Source organism: Candidatus Micrarchaeota archaeon (assembly GCA_028866575.1).
Classification (GTDB): domain Archaea; phylum Micrarchaeota; class Micrarchaeia; order Micrarchaeales; family Micrarchaeaceae; genus UBA12276.
Genome location: JAGWHU010000005.1, coordinates 16,396 through 31,613, shown reverse-complemented (window position 1 = coordinate 31,613; position 15,218 = coordinate 16,396). Strand labels below are relative to the sequence as shown.

Below are 15,218 nucleotides of genomic sequence, written 5' to 3'. Positions count from 1 at the left end.
GGTAGGGATTGCTTTGCAAGGGAAAGCCGGAGCTGTATATGCGCGCTTACCTTGCATTGAATGTTACAGACATAGGCCCGACGAACGTGCTGTTCGGCGTCCTAAGCTGTATCTCTATGTACTGCGTCGATCCAGGGGGCAGGTGGAGCGGCAGCGCTGGAACTGTTTTGTTCACCACGAATCCAGGCGTTGTTGAATATATTCTAGTTATCGTCAGGTTGCATCCGTAGCTGTATACTGTCTGGTTCATGTAGAACATAGTGTTGCCTGTAAATATCCTCTTCGCGTAAAGCACCTCTGACCTTGCGGCCTGCCCGCAGAACTGGCTGCCCTCGTACGAAGGCCCGCTGTAATTGTAGAAGGCATTTATGTTGTCTATGGTGATCGTTGCTGGCGGAGGGGGAAGTATAGTCGTAGTGCTCGTGTTTACTGTGGTTGTCCTTACTGTTGTTGTTGAGGTGCTGCTGCTCGTGTTCTTTATTGTGGAGCTGCCGCCTGGCAGGAGAACTATGGGCTTTGCTGTTGAGGTCTTGCCCTGGGAGCTCTTCTTGGCATTGCCGTATATGCTTACCACACCGAATATCAAAATGCCTATCACTGCTACGAGTATTACCGGGAGTATTATCTTCTGGAGCACCTTCTGCCTCTCCTTTATCTGGTATTTCACTATCTTCTCGTTGGTCTCGTCGAAGAAGAAATCAGCATCGAATTCCTTGCCTTGCAGGACAAGGTTTATCCAGTACTTGTCATCGGCCCACATCTCGTAATACGGCACTTCCGAAACCGCAAACCATTTTGCCTCCCCTTTTATGTTGGGCTTCAGGTCGCCGCTGAAGAGCTTGGTCGAGAATACGTGGATCCTGTAGCTGTATTCGTTCTTGCCGTTGAGGAAAAGCCTTACCGTGCCGTGGTAGTTGGCCTTGCTTACGTAAAGCCCGGTTTGCTGGAACACGTGGCGCATCGCGCTCTTTACCGGGGCTTCTCCCTTGGCGATCTCGCCGTTCGGGGCGTTCCACTTGCCCTTGCTTACTCCTTCGTCTGACTTTATGAGCAGTATATTGTTACCTCCCTTTATAACGTGGCACAGGGCCATTTCTGTTACTGTGGCCTTGGTTTCTGCCATTCTATCACGACTAAATTAGCGCATCTCCTCATATATAAATGTATCTTTTTCCATATCCACAGAAAATGGTCCAATAATTGCTGATAATGTGACATTTTTTGCGCCGATAGCTCTTTAAAAGGCATGCCCGTAAGTACAGAAGCTATTTTTATGCTTCGCAGCAATTACTATAATGGTAAAAATGGAGGGTTCGTCCGAAAGCCCTGCCGAGAGGGAGCAGAGGCTGAACCAGATATATCTAGCTATAATATCAAGGTACAAGGAATACATCGAGGAGAAGGAAAGCCTGTCTGTCGCGGAGTTGCCGACGCTTGTCACGCCAGGCAACGAGCGCGTCGCGCAGAAGGCCAAGGAGATAAGGGAGCGCTTCCTGAATTACGACTACGAAACCAATTTCCAGGAGGCCGCATCCATGGCGCACGAGTTCGTGACGAAAAGCATAACGGACATAGTGCTGCCGCTCCAGTTCTGGCTCACCCCCGAAGAGACTCTTACATTCATGATGGGTGACACAATGGACAAGGGGATACTCCTGTGCAGCATACTTGTCAACCTGGGAAACCCATCGGCTAAGGCGCTGATACGCACCGTCGAGGCATACAGGGACGTGTTCGTCTACTACGAGCTAAAAAACAGGGTCTACGTGATGGACGGCAGCGGCATAAGGGAATACGAGGACAAGCAGAAAATGCTGGATTCGCTGGAAATAAACGAGAACATATCTGCTTACGAATTCAACAACCAGATGTATTCCGACCTATACTGAGCTATCTTTTCTTGAGGAGCTTCCTGTGCGGCCGCCTGAGCCTCTTCAGTTTCTGCTTCTTCCTGTAGGACTTGCCTATGCGCTTTGTCGATCTTTTTACCTTTATCTGCATATATTCACACCTGCCTTACAATTGCTGGCTATACTATCTGCTTAAAGCTATATAAATGCTATTTCAGCCAGCTGCCTATACCTTTCTGGTTCGTGCTGGGCTTCGCCTTCGCAAGCCTTTCCGCTGTCTTTGCTATCCTTTCCTCTGAGAACCCGTGATCCCTGCACATGAAATCGACGAGCTTCCCCTTGTCGTAGCTTCCCTTGAGAAGCGACTCGACCGCATCGCCGTCCATCTCCCGCACTTCAGGATTGGTGAACAGATCCTCCACTTCTCTTATGTCCAGCTCGAATTCCGTCTTGAACCTTTCCATTATTGCGCCCTTCACATCATCTATGCTGCTTGAGTTCCTTGCTATCCTGAGCGCGGTCTTGGGCCCGGCGCCCCTTATGCCGTTGTTGAAGTCCGTGCCCAGCATTATGCCGAGCCATATGAGCTGCCTCTGGTTTATGCCGAGCGAGTTGAGCGTGTCCTCCAGGCTCACCATCTCCGGCTCGACGTTGATGTAGACGTTCTTCCTTGGCAGCTTCCTCCTTCCGCTGAAGGTGAGGTTCCTGACAACGTTCCTCGAGCCGAAAAGGAGCGTGTCATAGTCCTGGCTGGCAACAGCATAGACCAGGCCCTCCTTGCACATGTAGCTTGCCTGGGCCTCGCCCTCCCCTGGGGCATTCACGTATCCTATTCCCATGTACTTGAGGAGCTCCTTTGAGCTTTCAACAACCTCCTTTGTTATCCTCGTGCTGGCCATCGCATGCATGCGCATGGCCTCTACATCCCCGGATTCCTTGGCCTCCTCCCAGGCCTTCCTCGCCTCATCCCTCCTCTTTATCCTTGCCATTGTGGTCTTCTGCTTGAGTATTGACGGTATCCCATCGAAAACGTATATCGGCCTTATCCCGTAGTCCAGGATGTCTATGGTCCTGTAGAATATGCCGGAGAGGTGGCTGGTCACGTTGCCCTTGAAATCCATGAGCGGGGTGCCGTCCTGCTGCCTTATTATCGAAAGGAACTGGTAGATGACGTTGTACGCGTCTATGGCTATGCTCCTGCCTCTCAGCTCCTCGAAGTTGAGCCTTCTTTTGCTGACTAGCTTGCTTAAGTCCACAGCCATAAAAGCACTGCCTACCTGTTATCCTTTATGAAGTCACCTAGGGTTGCCCTGTCCCTGCTTCCCCTTGAAGCTCCCGGATTCTCGCCCTGCTGCCCCTTTTCCATGAGGCGTATGGCAAGGGCCTTCTCCAGTTTCTTGGTGAGCTCAACCGATGGCAGCGTCCTCTGCTGCTCGATCCTTAGCAGTAGGGTTTCCTTCTCGTTGAGCATTTCAGCAAGAACCTTGAGGGGTATCTTCATAGCCTCGCGCGCGCTGTGTATTGCGCTGCCGTAGTTCTCTATGAGCTGCGGCTCATCCTCGTTGCCTTCCGCAACGCGCTTCCTGCCGAAGCCCGGCCTTTCAATTACTTGGGATACGACCTTCTTGCCCCTTGCGCACTTGGTGCACACCCTTAATTCAACGTCCTCCACGTCCACTATGTATATGTCGCCTGCCTTGATTCCGCATATCTCGCACTCCTCCATCCTATCCCCTATAATAAATCTCATATAAGGTTAAAAATACTTTGCAGGGATAAGCAAGGCATCGCGCCGGTTTCGGTTTTTGTGAAAGCTATATAAAATCTGCACATGATAATATCTAGCTAGAATGATTTAGATGAGGGAATCAACATCAAAGGCAGTAGTCGCAATCCTGATTGTGCTTTCCGTAATCGCGCTTTCGCTGCTGTACCTCGATTCGAGTGCAAGCATAGTGCTCCGAGTGGTGCTCGCCATAGCATTGCTAATATCTACAGGGATGATAATACAGAGGCTGCTCTCGCTCCAGGGAGGATACGGATTTTACATGATGGGAAGCAGGAGGGGCCTTGCGACGATAGACAAGACCTCAAGGAAATACGGCAGGTTCTGGGACGTAATGGCCGTGTGGGGCCTGACCCTTGGATTCGGCCTGCTCACATACCCGTTGCTGAAGGGCAGGATCGACAAGCGCGTATACGCATTCGGCATAATATCCCTTGCCGTTATATTGCTCTTGGTGCTTCCATACGTATACACCTACGGATTCCAGTTCATAAACATATCGCAGTTGCAAAACGCGGTATCCTCCAGGTCCTCCGGAAGCACAGTCACCAGCGCATTGCAGTACATAGGCACCGCGGTTACAATAATAGGTGGATTTTCAGGCTCCATACTCTTCTCGCTTTTCGCCAACACCGAATCCATACTCTACAGCATCGTGCTTTACATAACGAACCCATCCCTCGGAGTTGCGGGATCCGGTATTGGGTCGCAGGTCCCGGGAGTCGCTCCTATAATACCGGGCATAGACATACCGCTGTTTGCAGGAATAATATCCCTGGCGCTGCTGCTCATGGTGCATGAGTTCTCGCACGGCGTACTTGCAAGGAAGGCGAAGGTGAAGCTGAAATCGATAGGCATACTCGTAATAGGGTTCATACCAATAGGCGGCTATGTCGAGCCGGACGAAAAGATGGTGGAGAAGCTTGGCAGCGCAAAGCAGACAAAGATATTCTCCGCAGGGATAGCTGCGAACTTCGTGGCGATGCTGGTGTTCTTCGCGCTTATGCTGCTCACAGTGACTTTCGTGGCGCCGACCGCATTCCACTACAGCGTAGTGGTTACAGGTACAATACCTAACTATCCCGCAAACGGCATACTCAAAAGCGGGATGCAGATACTGGAGTGGAACAACCACACGATAACGAGCATGAGCAGCCTGACCGCAGCCAGCGCCGGAGACGCTCCGAACAGCACGATTGCCGTGCTTACAAACCAGGGCCTGTACAGATTCAAGTCGATAGCAAGCCAGGGCAACTCGTCAAGGGGCGTCATAGGCGTCCTGCTATCGTACGAGCCGGTAATATCGACGCCGTACGCAAAGGCCGTGTACTTCATCTATTCCGTATTCGCGCTTTCAATGCTGCTCAATTTCCTTGTTGCTGTCGTCAATCTGCTTCCGATACCCGGGCTTGACGGATGGCGCATATACCATGTGAACGTAAGGAGCAAGCGCCTCATAGGTACTATAGGCGCGTTCGTCATAATCCTTCTCATAATAAACGTATTGCCCTGGCTGTTCTATGCATGAGCAAGCTTCCTGAGGTTGCCTATGGCTCCGAAGTCGAGCGTGGAGCCGTACCCGAAGGCTATTGCATGCACCTTTCCCAAGTCCATCTCCTTCAGCACCGGGGAGAGCAGGCTTCCCTCGGGGCGCAGGTTTATGTCGGTACCGGTGGCAAAGTAACTTATCGCGGGAAGCACCAGCAGCCTTGTTTTCCTGTATTCTCCCAGAAGGAAGCACCTGAGCCTCTCGGTCCTTCCGGAAAAGTTCACTATGCCTATCGAAGGGTGCTCGTGCCCTGATATCAGCATCTTCGGCTTTTTGCCGGTAAGCTTCGGCAACTTGTCCCCATGGAAGAATAAATAGTCACCTATCATCGCCTCGCCGTTGTACGTCTTCAGTTTCAGCGGATCCCTGTACCTGTCTATGAAGTTGTCATGGTTGCCCTTCACGAGCACGAGCTCAACGTTTGCGCCTCTGCAGAACTTGATTATCTCGTAAAGCTCGTTGAACTCGTCCTGCTCAACGCTGGAAAACTCGTTCTTTATGTCTCCCACGACTATTATGCGCTTGGCCCCTGTCCTGGCAATCCCGTTGTTAAGCTCCTTGAGTATCTTGCCCAGGTTAGCCTTGGGTATGAAGACCCCGCTCTTGGCCATGTGGCTCTCGTACCCGAGGTGCAAATCAGCGACTATGATCGCATTGATGCTTTTTATGTACGCTATCGGAAGCCCGTCAAGAAGCTCGATATCCTTGCCTATGTGCATAATACGATAATGTATCCGAAAATATTATGCGTTGCGGTACATATTCGTGTGCCATATTAAAGTATATATATTTGGACAAGCGTAATACACTTTAGTCGAGATGTAACTAATGGTAACAAAAACTCACAAAATAAGCGACTTCCTTGACATGGAGCAGCTAAAACTGCTAAGCGAAAAGTCGGTCCTTGTCGGCGGCTCGGCAATAGCAATAATGCTCGGTCCTGAAAAGATTGCATGTGAGCGTTATCCGCGCTCTTCAGATATAGACGTAGTTATGACAGATCGCGAAGCTATCAAGCTAAGCGAGTCCCTGCAACATGAGCTTGTAGAGGACAACATGGTGGACCGCCATGCAATAAAATTAGGCGGCGGAATGTCGCTAAGTGGCGAAGAGATAAATTACAGATCTCCTTTTACGCTGATGCGCATAAATGATTACAAGATGGACATATTCACACCATCGACAGGGATTGGGCCGATAAGCATAGATGAGCGCGTGCTTGGCAACTCTGTGAAATGTAATGTAGAAGGGCTTGAGCTAAGGCATGCATCTCTTGATTACATAATAGCTACAACGATAAATCCTCTTGCGGCAACAGAAGCAAGGATCCAGAGGTCTTTCCTCGTAATATCCAAGTACGTCCAAGAACACGGCAGCGAGAAGTTCTTTAGGGATGTGCTAAAACCAGCCATAACATATATGAAGGAAGGCTCAAGGAACCTGAAAAAAGTTATAGCAGAAATAGAATCTGGAAAATACCAGAGGGGAAATGTAAGGAGAGCATATTTCAACCACATATTCAAGCAGCGGAAAAAGATATACGTTGGATATGAAACATACATAACGAAAACAATGCCCATTAGGTTGGAAGGGGAAAAAACAAAGATTTCAGGTTTTGTTACCCATTTTGGCATAGGCACTAAAAACGAGAACACTGATATAGTTGCTGACGTGGCGAAATTCATGAGAAAGTCGTAGGTCAAAGGAATGCGGCTCTAAAACAAGTCTTTTTAGTCTGATTCGACAATTATTACTGTGGTTCTACGGAAGCAAATCTTGCGGATAACGTTGACGTCAGCGTCCAGACGATAATGACCGGAAGGGGCTGCGTGATAGGGCAGAGCGGATCCGGTAAGTCTTTCCTTGTTGGGGTAATTGCTGAGGAGCTCTGCAGGCTGAACATGCCCTTCTGCGTGATAGACACGGAAGGCGAGTACAGGTCCCTGAAAAGCCTGACAAATGTGATTGTCGTAGGGGCCGACGGGGACGTAAATTCAGATGTCGATTTCCCGAGGCTGTTCAGCGCCAGCATAGAAAACGACATACCTGTGGTAATCGACGTATCGGAAGTTGTCGACAGCAGGGAGCTGGTGTTCAAGGCCCTCGAGTCATTGTACTTGCTGGAAAACAGGCTAAGAAAGCCGTATCTCGTAATGGTTGAGGAGGGGGACAAGTTCGCACCGCAGGTAATAGGCAAGAGGATAAACGTTATAGAGGAAATAAGCGTAAGGGGCAGGAAAAGGGGCATAGGGCTTCTCATAGCAACGCAGCGTCCAGCCAACATAAGCAAGAACGTGCTCTCGCAATGCTCCTACGGCTTCATAGGCAAGCTCACGATAGAAAACGACCTTAACGCCATAAAGATACTCTTCGAGGACAGGAGCAGGCTTGTTGCGATAACAAGACTGGGGGTGGGTGAATTCGTGACTTTCGGCATAGGCGCGTCAAAGGGCTTCAAGGTCAAGGGAAGGGTTGCAAGGCACATCGGGATGACCCCCGAAGTTGGGAGCTACAAGCCCCAGTCAAACAAATTGTCCTCGTTGATAAGGGAACTCAAGACGGGTGCAAAATCCAGGCCGCAAAGCGGTAAAAGCACTGGCATTGTCACCATAGATGCGATTCCGGCCTCATTTCCGGAAGGAGACGCAAGGGCATACGCGCAGAGGATTGCAAAAAAAAGGTTCGCGGTGTTCGGCAGCGCCACCGAGAGGGTAGAATCGATAGAGTTGCAGTATATTCCCGCAGGCGAGCTCACGTTCAGGATACCTACTGGAAAAAGGAACGAGTTCCTCGAATACCACATGATGATGTACGGCAAATGCAATATGGTGGACATGGACAAAAGGGTAAGTTTCATCGGAGCCGGTGAAAGCCCAAACAAGCACAGGAAGCGCCTCGCTGGGACTAGTCCAGATATTGAAAGCGTAGACGTGCAGAAGGATAGCATAATGAAAGGCACGCTCAGAGAGAAAAATGCATCTGCATGCCTTGAAAAATTCTTCCCGAATTCGTTTTTGACGGAGTTCCGGGTTGTTCACCTTCCAATCTATAGGATAACGCTGAAAAAGGGCAACACCGTAAGGGTATTCAAGATAGACGGCATATACGGCAAGGAAATAGAGCTGCCAACTTAAGCGGAGCGCAAATGTGCGACCGCGGTAAAAGGCACCAGGCATCCAATTCTTATATAATCCGGATTAATTTGGATAAAGTGATTTTATGGCAGAGATAATAATTTTCTCCAAGAAGGACGGGTCGAACCACATAATAGTAAACGGCGAAATCAAAGCCAAGCTGTGCAGGTGCGGACACTCGAAAAACAAGCCGTTTTGCGACAGCACGCACAGGGAAATCGGATGGATTGCCGAGGAGAAGGAGACAAGGATTGAAGTCTCCTGATTCAACCCTTGCCTATCCTTTTCATCACGTTCTTGTGCAGCTTCTGCAGGTACTTGTGCCTCTCCTTCATCAGTATCGCATCCGCATGCCCGAAAGTCATCATGGAATGAGAGAAGGGCGACGGCATCGGCGTCTTTATTATCTTGTACATCACCTTCCTGTCCCTCAGGTTCGAAATCAGCTCGCTAGCCCTGGGAAGATCCATCGTCTCGTTCATTATCTCCCTGTAGGTTTCCTTTATCACCGGGAAGTTGGGGTCTATCTCCTCAGCCGCCTTGAACACCAGCTGCGAATTGACCTGCTGCCTTCCCACAGGTATCTTGTAGCCCTTGTAGTTCCTGAGTATCATGAAGCTCCTCGCGGCTACGTGCCTGAACTTCCTCCGCATCAGCTCGGTCCTCCTTATGTTCCTCTTCAGCAATAGCGATATCCCGCTGGTGCAAATGTCGTCTATCATGTCCTTCATCTCCCTGCCCGTGAGGCTCACCGGCTCCTCGGTCTTGAACACGAATCCGTTGTCGTTCACCATTATGTCGACGTCTATGTCAAGGTTCTCGGACATCTGCAATGCGAACGCCCTTGATATCGCGTCGTTCACCCTCCTTCCGAAAAGCGAATGGAAGACAATGTAATTGCCCTCTCCGGAAATGTCCCTGGTTATCTCTATGAGGAGCAGCTTGTTGGTTGGAACCTCTCCTGCAAAGAGCATCTGCTCCATGAAATACCCGAACATCGCCTTCTTCGAGTTCGAATCAACCGGCAGGGCAGAAAGGTAATCGTCTATCTCCTTCGGCATCTTCATGGATTTTCCGATGCCGCGTATCCTGTTCTTTGCTATATGGTCCCTCAACATCGCCGAAAGCCTCGCCCTGAATTCGCCAATCTCGTTCGCGAGCTCGTAGCTCAGCGGCAGCTGCTCGGAGAACCAAGGCGGTATCGTTGGTGCAGTTGCATGCGCTGGGGTTACGAACGCCTTCATGCCCTTCGCATATTCGAACCTGTACAGCCTTCCCCCCAATGAAAATATGTCCCCGACCTTCAGCCTCGTCAGGAATTCCTCCTCGATGCTGCCTATCCACTTCCTGCTGGTGTCAAGGACGTTGACCGCAACTTCGTCGGGTATCGTGCCCAGGTTCAGCATGTATATCACCTTGGCGAGCTTGCCGCGCCTCCCGAAAATGCGCTCCTTGTCGTCATACCATATCTTCCCGTACACCCTCCTGCTTTCAAGCCCCACGTAGTTTCCCGCAAGGTAGTTTATCAGCGACATGTAATCGTCCTTTTCCAGGCTATGGTATGGATAAACGCCTTTTATCAGATTAAATGCGTCGTCGACGTCCCACTTCTTCGTGAGGGACATGCCTATTATGTGCTGCGCAAGGACGTCAAGCGCATTCTGCGGGACAACGAACGCGTCCAGGTGCCTTTTCATGGCCGCGTCAAGAAGTATGGCGCACTCAACGAGGTCGTCCCTGTTCAGGACCACGATCTCGCCCCTTGCGGTGGCTTTGTACGAATGCCCGGCGCGCCCTATCCTCTGCACCGCCCTTGTCACGCTCTTCGGCGATCCCAACTGCAGGACGTTGTCTATTGCCCCTATGTCGACGCCAAGCTCAAGGCTGGTTGAAGATACGACGCATCGCAGCGAGCCCTTCTTGAGAAGCTCCTCAACCTCCAGCCTCGATTCCCTTGAAAGAGAGCTGTGGTGCGCGGCTATGTCCTCGCCGTACTTGTACCTCTTTTTCAAATTGAAAACTACGCGCTCCGTGCCGCTTCTCGTATTGGTGAATATGAGCGTGGACTTGCTCCTCTTTATTATGTCGTTTATCTCCTTGTACATCGCGTTCTCAACTTCCTCGTCCTTCGTGTATATCATGTCCTTGACAGGGCTCAGTGCCCTGACCTCGAGCTTCTTGCTCCAGGACGCATCCACGACAATGCAATCATTGGGCCCATTCCCCTTCCATCCTACGAGGAACTTTGCAGCTTCGTCAAGCGGATAGAGCGTTGCGCCGAGGCCTATCTTCGATGTGCTGTGCCCTATTATGCTCTCAAGCCTTGCGATGCTGAGGGAGAGATGAACGCCGCGCTTGTTGTTGGCAAGCTCGTGTATCTCGTCTATTATTATGTACTCGAGGCCCTTGAAGTGCTCGACGAACTTCTCGGAGTTTATGAGTATGGCAAGGCTTTCTGGGGTTGTAACAAGGATGTTCGGCGGCTTTACGAGCATCTTGTGGCGCTCCTGCTGCGTGGTGTCACCTGTCCTTATGCCTATCCTTACCTGCTGTATGTTGTTCTTTATTATGTCGGTTCCCTTCTCCTTCTTTATCATTTCGTATATCTCCTCAAGCGGCCTGGAAAGGTTGTTGTATATGTCGTTGTTAAGCGCCCTCAAGGGCGATACGTAAAGGCAGTATATCTTATCTTCCAGCTTGCCCTCAAGGCTGTAATCGAACAGCCTGCTTATTATTGACAGGAATCCCGACATCGTCTTGCCGCTGCCGGTCGGCGCGGTAACCAGCACGTTGCTCCTCTCGCTTATGAGCTTGAAGGCGTATTTCTGCGGAGGCGTAAGCCCGTCGAAGCTCTTGGTGAACCATTCCCTTACGTACTTGTTGAGCACGCCAAGGCTCTCCGAATCGCTGAACGGCTTCTTGTCTGCGTAAGTTATCATGGAAATCACAAGTAGTTGCAGTAGGGCGCACCGCTCCAATGCGGTACCCATTCTCAATTAAAATCTAAAAAGGATTGCCAGCAAAGCTGGCATATAAAATACGGTGAATTAAAACGGCTATTTGTATATCGAGTCGTACCTTACTCCAGAGTCGTCGGTTATGTGTATGCACTCGCCTTCGCATTCTATGAGGCAGGCCTGGCACAGTATGCACGCGCTCCCCTGCACCGCAACTGAAAGACCCCCGCTCGTGCCGTCGTTCTCGTCAGCGAAGTGCTTGTGGCCGTCCTGCACGTTGGCCCACTTCTCATGGACTGCGGGCTCGGTGGTGCCCTTCCATTTAGCATCCTCCGGTGCCGTATCCGCGTTCGCCTTCTCCATGTCCTTCCTGCTGTGCATCTCGAATACTGCGACAGGGCATACGTCCTTGCAGTGCTGGCAACCTGTGCATTTGGTCTTGTTCACGTAAACGTCCATTGACAACCCCTACACTATAACATTCCGCCAACCTATATATTGCTTGCTGTTCCGGATTTTACGTAATCTACAAAAAAACCCGGAATTCCGCAATATTCAGCCTCCGAACAGGCTGGCTAGCCCTCCTGCGGCCTCCTCCTCCTTCTTGGCCTCTGCCTTCTCGTCCTTGTGCTCCTTCTTCTCCCCGTGCGCGGACGGAGCTGCGGCCCCTGCTGCTGGCGCTGCGGCAGCCTGCACCTGCATTGTCTGGGCGTTCTTTATGACGTCCTTTATGTTCACTCCCTTCAGCGAAGCGGTTATGGCCTTGGCCTGTGCCTCGTCAGGCGTGAATCCTGCTGCCTTGACTACCTCCTCTATGTTCTTCTCGTTTATCTCCTTTCCTGCAGCATCCAAAAGAAGTGCAGCGTATACATATTCCATTTAATTCACCTTTTAGCATAAATGTCTCATTTGGCCTCCTGCCCTGCCTTGCTGCCCAGGGCGGCAGCCTGAACCGCAGCGCTTGAGAGCAGAAGCTCGACTATTCCCGAGTCGAGCGCCTTGGCCTCCAGCCCAACGTGCAATGCGTTGTTGTAAGCCCTGGTTATGAAGCTTGATATGGTATAAGCGTTTACTATGTTAAGCTCGAGGCACAATCCCAATGCATTCCTGAAGCATACCATCATTTCATTGGTCGTCCCTTCCCTGCTTATGCCAAGAACAGCCTTGCTGAACGTCATATTGTCAGCAAAAAGCACAGTTGGCTCCATTACCGCCTTGAAAGGCAGTATCTCAAGTGTGTGAAGAGCCTTGGCGACCTTCGAGCCTATTACATCGCCCTTCTTGACCAGCACCTTGTCCTTGGCTATGACGACCTTGCCCTTCTGTATCTGCACGTCTATGCCTGCGCTCTTCAGGTCTGTTACCGTCTGGCCCGGCTGTATGCTTGTCTCCCCAGCAAGGACGTTGACGTCCTCAGGTGCTGTCTGCCCCGGCTTTGCAGAAAGCTTGAGGCTGTTTGACTTGAATTTGCCGTAAAGCTCAAAGGGATCGTCGTTGCTGAGTATTATCGCAGAGGTTCCCGTAAGCTCACCTGCAAGCTTCTTCGTCTTTTCGCTGCTTTCCAGTATCTTCTTGAGCAGGGTCTTCCTGCCCATTATGAACTTCACTTCGGACCTGAGCTGGTTCTTCGTCGACTGGAGCAGCCTGTCCGGCACGCCGCTTAGCTGGACTATGCCTACCACTTTGTAGGACTTGAGCATCCTCTTGTGCTCGTCTACGAAACTTACCTTTTGGGTTTTTGTAAGCATAATCACACCATTACATGAGCTTTATCGGCTTGCTCATTGTGAGCTTTGCGTATACCGATTTTATGTGCTCCTTCCCCACTTTCTTCATTACCGCATTCATTACCTCGTCTATGTTCGCTGCTATGGCACTTGCGTCCATGCTTTCCGTCGCGACCATGCAGTGCACTGTAGGCAGGTACTTGCCCTTGCTCCTTATGTAAACGGACCTTGCTGTGTCTTCCACGGCCTTGTTTATGTCCATCCCTATGAGCGGCTTGGGCATCTTGTTCCTAGGTCCAAGGAACTGGCCGAGAGCCTTCGCAACCTGCGGCATGAGGCTCGGCTGCGCAAGCAGCTCGCTCTTGAGCAGCTCGTTCATCCTCTCCTTGTCATTGGATATGGACGCTATCTCTGAGCCCTGTATTATCTTGGCACCTGACGCCTGCGCCTTGCTTCTTATGTCATCATCGTCAGCGAACACTATGACCGCGTGCTTCTTGCCCTTGGGGTTGGGAAGCTTTATCTCCAGGTTAAGCCTGTTGTCCTGCTTGCTTATGTCTATGCCGGTTAGGTTTATCGCAAGCTCCACGCTCTGGTTGAACTTGCGCTTGCCCTTGTTCTCCTGAATAAAGGCGTTGAATTTGTCTAACGATTCCTTGTTCATGAAATATCCCTCCTGCACAAGTGCAGTTATGCCGGGAAAATCAGCATATCTATTCTTCCTGCTAAATTTATAAACGTTGCTGCTCTTATCCTTGCCAGCAGTAAAAGCCGATCCGGCCAATAGGCCGCACAGGCTGCTTCCGGATGCCGGCCTAATGCCTCAAAGAGCAACGTTGCCGTCATGGCAATGCATCAAAATAATAGCGGGCCTGACGGGATTTTCATGGCTTTGGGCAGCGATCTGCCAAAAAGCCCAATTTGAACCCGCAACCGCCTGGTCCGAAGCCAGGCGCGCTATCCAAGTTGCGCCACAGGCCCTTGTAGACTAGATTGTCATACAAGATATTAATTAGTTGCACAATCAGAAGCTCGTTAGCTTTGTTTGCTTTATCCTGTCCATTGTTATCCACCTGTGCCGTATGTGCTCGTCAAGTATGCCTGTCCTCAGGTTCCTCCTTATGGCGTCAATGGTCTTGTAGTCTGACGGATAGCCTGAGCCTATAGGTATCTTAAGCGATCTCTCGAGCTTGGCTATCTCCCTGTCCCTTGTGACCTTTGCTATTATGCTTGCCGCGGAAACCAACGGATATCTGCTGTCGGCCTTGTGCTCCGATACTATCCTGACGTACTTGACCCCCTTCTCCCTCTGGGATTTAACCCCAGTGACAACTGTAGGCTTGCTGCATGACATCTTGAACCTTGTCCCGAACCTTTCCGGTATCACATCCGGGGAATCAAGGTAAACGGAATTGACGCCCTTCCCTATCCTGTCGAACAGCGCGGCGAAATGCTTGGCCTCGAGCTCGTTCAGCGATATGTGGTTCTTCATCGCCTCATTTATCTCGCTAGGGAATATCTTCTCAACCTGCATGTCAGAGGCTATGGTTGCTATGTCGTCATACAACGAGTTCCTGCGCTTCTCCGAAAGCATCTTTGAGTCCCTTACCCCTATGTCAGACAACTTGTGCAGGCTGGTGCTCTTTACAACTACCATGCCTATGACAAGCGGACCCAGTATGGCTCCACGTCCAGCTTCGTCCCCACCGCACTGTATTGACAAGACCACACCAGATAGGCCCACAACTGCAAGAAGTTAGAGATTCTTCCTGTCAACAACTATGTAGTCGTTAACAGCCATAACGGAATTATAGGGAACTTTTATCTGATCTTCATCGCTCTTTATCTTGTTGGCCAATGAGCTGTCAGGATCCGGCTCAACTAGCAAATTGTTGAGTTTGCCGGTTACCTTGCTTATCTCCGCATCCACGAACCTTCCCAGATCAAAACCATCGTTTGTTATCACTTTCTTCCCTACAAGCTGTTTCGCTATGATGAATTTTACCATACAAGCCACCTTTAGTCGTACTGAATATTATTCAACGGATAGATTAATAATCTTATGTTTTGATCCCTCAGATAGGCCAAACCTCTCGTCACACAAAACTGATTATCAATATAATGTAAAGGTATATAAATCTATTCTATGTGCCCACGGTCTGGTGCGTCAATCCAGAAATTGAAGCCCATAAAGCGCCCAAATACCCGTAAGGCT

16 protein-coding genes and 1 tRNA gene are annotated in these 15,218 nt (G+C 50.4%); 5 read left to right on the top strand and 12 right to left on the bottom strand.

Annotation, left to right across the window (positions count from 1 at the left end):
* Window positions 1-46: 46 nt before the first annotated feature.
* Entirely contained in the window at window positions 47-1,123 is a 1,077-nt protein-coding gene (locus KGI06_03715; GenBank protein MDE1871321.1) for an NUDIX domain-containing protein, read from the bottom strand.
* Window positions 1,124-1,295: 172 nt separating this feature from the next.
* Between KGI06_03715 and KGI06_03710 the strand changes: the two genes are divergently transcribed.
* The gene (locus tag KGI06_03710) at window positions 1,296-1,889 is read left to right on the top strand and encodes a hypothetical protein (protein ID MDE1871320.1); all 594 of its coding nucleotides are present in this window, start codon (window positions 1,296-1,298) and stop codon (window positions 1,887-1,889) included.
* Window positions 1,890-2,059: 170 nt separating this feature from the next.
* Here KGI06_03710 and fen read toward each other — a convergent pair whose 3' ends face one another.
* A complete protein-coding gene (gene fen, locus KGI06_03705) occupies window positions 2,060-3,112 on the bottom strand; it encodes a flap endonuclease-1 (GenBank protein MDE1871319.1) in 1,053 nt (350 codons plus the stop codon).
* Between the two features lie 11 nt (window positions 3,113-3,123).
* Complete coding sequence (locus KGI06_03700; GenBank protein MDE1871318.1) at window positions 3,124-3,576, bottom strand: TIGR00270 family protein; 453 nt, start codon at window positions 3,574-3,576, stop codon at window positions 3,124-3,126.
* 133 nt (window positions 3,577-3,709) lie between these two features.
* On the opposite strand from KGI06_03700, the gene KGI06_03695 reads away from it, so the two are divergent.
* Window positions 3,710-5,164 carry a site-2 protease family protein gene (locus KGI06_03695; protein ID MDE1871317.1) on the top strand — a complete coding sequence of 485 codons (1,455 nt, stop codon included), beginning with the start codon at window positions 3,710-3,712 and terminating at the stop codon, window positions 5,162-5,164.
* On the opposite strand, the gene KGI06_03690 is transcribed toward KGI06_03695, so the two are convergent.
* Complete coding sequence (locus KGI06_03690) at window positions 5,155-5,904, bottom strand: metallophosphoesterase (protein ID MDE1871316.1); 750 nt, start codon at window positions 5,902-5,904, stop codon at window positions 5,155-5,157. The two genes, KGI06_03695 and KGI06_03690, sit on opposite strands and share 10 nt — an antisense overlap.
* 109 nt (window positions 5,905-6,013) lie before the next feature.
* On the opposite strand from KGI06_03690, the gene KGI06_03685 reads away from it, so the two are divergent.
* The 3 genes from KGI06_03685 to KGI06_03675 all read left to right on the top strand — a co-directional run bounded on the left by KGI06_03685 (window position 6,014) and on the right by KGI06_03675 (window position 8,584).
* Window positions 6,014-6,883 (top strand): hypothetical protein, encoded by an 870-nt coding sequence (locus tag KGI06_03685; protein MDE1871315.1) that lies wholly within the window; start codon window positions 6,014-6,016, stop codon window positions 6,881-6,883.
* Window positions 6,884-6,996: 113 nt separating this feature from the next.
* Complete coding sequence (locus KGI06_03680; GenBank protein ID MDE1871314.1) at window positions 6,997-8,319, top strand: DUF87 domain-containing protein; 1,323 nt, start codon at window positions 6,997-6,999, stop codon at window positions 8,317-8,319.
* A gap of 85 nt (window positions 8,320-8,404) precedes the next feature.
* The gene (locus tag KGI06_03675) at window positions 8,405-8,584 is read left to right on the top strand and encodes a CDGSH iron-sulfur domain-containing protein (protein ID MDE1871313.1); all 180 of its coding nucleotides are present in this window, start codon (window positions 8,405-8,407) and stop codon (window positions 8,582-8,584) included.
* A gap of 1 nt (window position 8,585) precedes the next feature.
* Here the strand turns inward: KGI06_03675 and KGI06_03670 are convergent, their stop codons facing one another.
* The 8 genes from KGI06_03670 to KGI06_03635 form a co-directional block, all read right to left on the bottom strand.
* Window positions 8,586-11,258, bottom strand: coding sequence for an ATP-dependent helicase (locus KGI06_03670; GenBank protein ID MDE1871312.1), 2,673 nt, complete (start codon window positions 11,256-11,258; stop codon window positions 8,586-8,588).
* A 117-nt stretch (window positions 11,259-11,375) separates the two neighbouring features.
* Complete coding sequence (locus tag KGI06_03665) at window positions 11,376-11,735, bottom strand: 4Fe-4S dicluster domain-containing protein (protein MDE1871311.1); 360 nt, start codon at window positions 11,733-11,735, stop codon at window positions 11,376-11,378.
* 96 nt (window positions 11,736-11,831) lie between these two features.
* Window positions 11,832-12,155, bottom strand: coding sequence for a 50S ribosomal protein P1 (gene rpl12p, locus KGI06_03660; protein MDE1871310.1), 324 nt, complete (start codon window positions 12,153-12,155; stop codon window positions 11,832-11,834).
* Between the two features lie 26 nt (window positions 12,156-12,181).
* Window positions 12,182-13,024 (bottom strand): 50S ribosomal protein L10, encoded by an 843-nt coding sequence (gene rplJ / locus KGI06_03655; GenBank protein MDE1871309.1) that lies wholly within the window; start codon window positions 13,022-13,024, stop codon window positions 12,182-12,184.
* Between the two features lie 10 nt (window positions 13,025-13,034).
* Window positions 13,035-13,787, bottom strand: a complete 753-nt coding sequence (locus tag KGI06_03650; GenBank protein MDE1871308.1) for a hypothetical protein — start codon at window positions 13,785-13,787, stop codon at window positions 13,035-13,037.
* A gap of 83 nt (window positions 13,788-13,870) precedes the next feature.
* Window positions 13,871-13,984, bottom strand: a tRNA-Arg gene (locus tag KGI06_03645).
* A 43-nt stretch (window positions 13,985-14,027) separates the two neighbouring features.
* A complete protein-coding gene (gene rnhB / locus KGI06_03640; protein ID MDE1871307.1) occupies window positions 14,028-14,726 on the bottom strand; it encodes a ribonuclease HII in 699 nt (232 codons plus the stop codon).
* Between the two features lie 33 nt (window positions 14,727-14,759).
* On the bottom strand, window positions 14,760-15,011 hold the full coding sequence (locus KGI06_03635; protein MDE1871306.1) for a PRC-barrel domain-containing protein: 252 nt from the start codon (window positions 15,009-15,011) through the stop codon (window positions 14,760-14,762).
* Window positions 15,012-15,218: the final 207 nt, after the last annotated feature.

Excerpts from the sequence above, each read along its gene's own strand:
- KGI06_03715 (MDE1871321.1), bottom strand. The coding sequence starts at position 1,123 with ATGGCAGAAACCAAGGCCACAGTAACAGAAATGGCCCTGTGCCACGTT.
- KGI06_03710 (MDE1871320.1), top strand. The coding sequence starts at position 1,296 with ATGGTAAAAATGGAGGGTTCGTCCGAAAGCCCTGCCGAGAGGGAGCAG.
- fen (MDE1871319.1), bottom strand. The coding sequence starts at position 3,112 with ATGGCTGTGGACTTAAGCAAGCTAGTCAGCAAAAGAAGGCTCAACTTC.
- KGI06_03700 (MDE1871318.1), bottom strand. The coding sequence starts at position 3,576 with ATGGAGGAGTGCGAGATATGCGGAATCAAGGCAGGCGACATATACATA.
- KGI06_03695 (MDE1871317.1), top strand. The coding sequence starts at position 3,710 with ATGAGGGAATCAACATCAAAGGCAGTAGTCGCAATCCTGATTGTGCTT.
- KGI06_03690 (MDE1871316.1), bottom strand. The coding sequence starts at position 5,904 with ATGCACATAGGCAAGGATATCGAGCTTCTTGACGGGCTTCCGATAGCG.
- KGI06_03685 (MDE1871315.1), top strand. The coding sequence starts at position 6,014 with ATGGTAACAAAAACTCACAAAATAAGCGACTTCCTTGACATGGAGCAG.
- KGI06_03680 (MDE1871314.1), top strand. The coding sequence starts at position 6,997 with ATGACCGGAAGGGGCTGCGTGATAGGGCAGAGCGGATCCGGTAAGTCT.
- KGI06_03675 (MDE1871313.1), top strand. The coding sequence starts at position 8,405 with ATGGCAGAGATAATAATTTTCTCCAAGAAGGACGGGTCGAACCACATA.
- KGI06_03670 (MDE1871312.1), bottom strand. The coding sequence starts at position 11,258 with ATGATAACTTACGCAGACAAGAAGCCGTTCAGCGATTCGGAGAGCCTT.
- KGI06_03665 (MDE1871311.1), bottom strand. The coding sequence starts at position 11,735 with ATGGACGTTTACGTGAACAAGACCAAATGCACAGGTTGCCAGCACTGC.
- rpl12p (MDE1871310.1), bottom strand. The coding sequence starts at position 12,155 with ATGGAATATGTATACGCTGCACTTCTTTTGGATGCTGCAGGAAAGGAG.
- rplJ (MDE1871309.1), bottom strand. The coding sequence starts at position 13,024 with ATGCTTACAAAAACCCAAAAGGTAAGTTTCGTAGACGAGCACAAGAGG.
- KGI06_03635 (MDE1871306.1), bottom strand. The coding sequence starts at position 15,011 with ATGGTAAAATTCATCATAGCGAAACAGCTTGTAGGGAAGAAAGTGATA.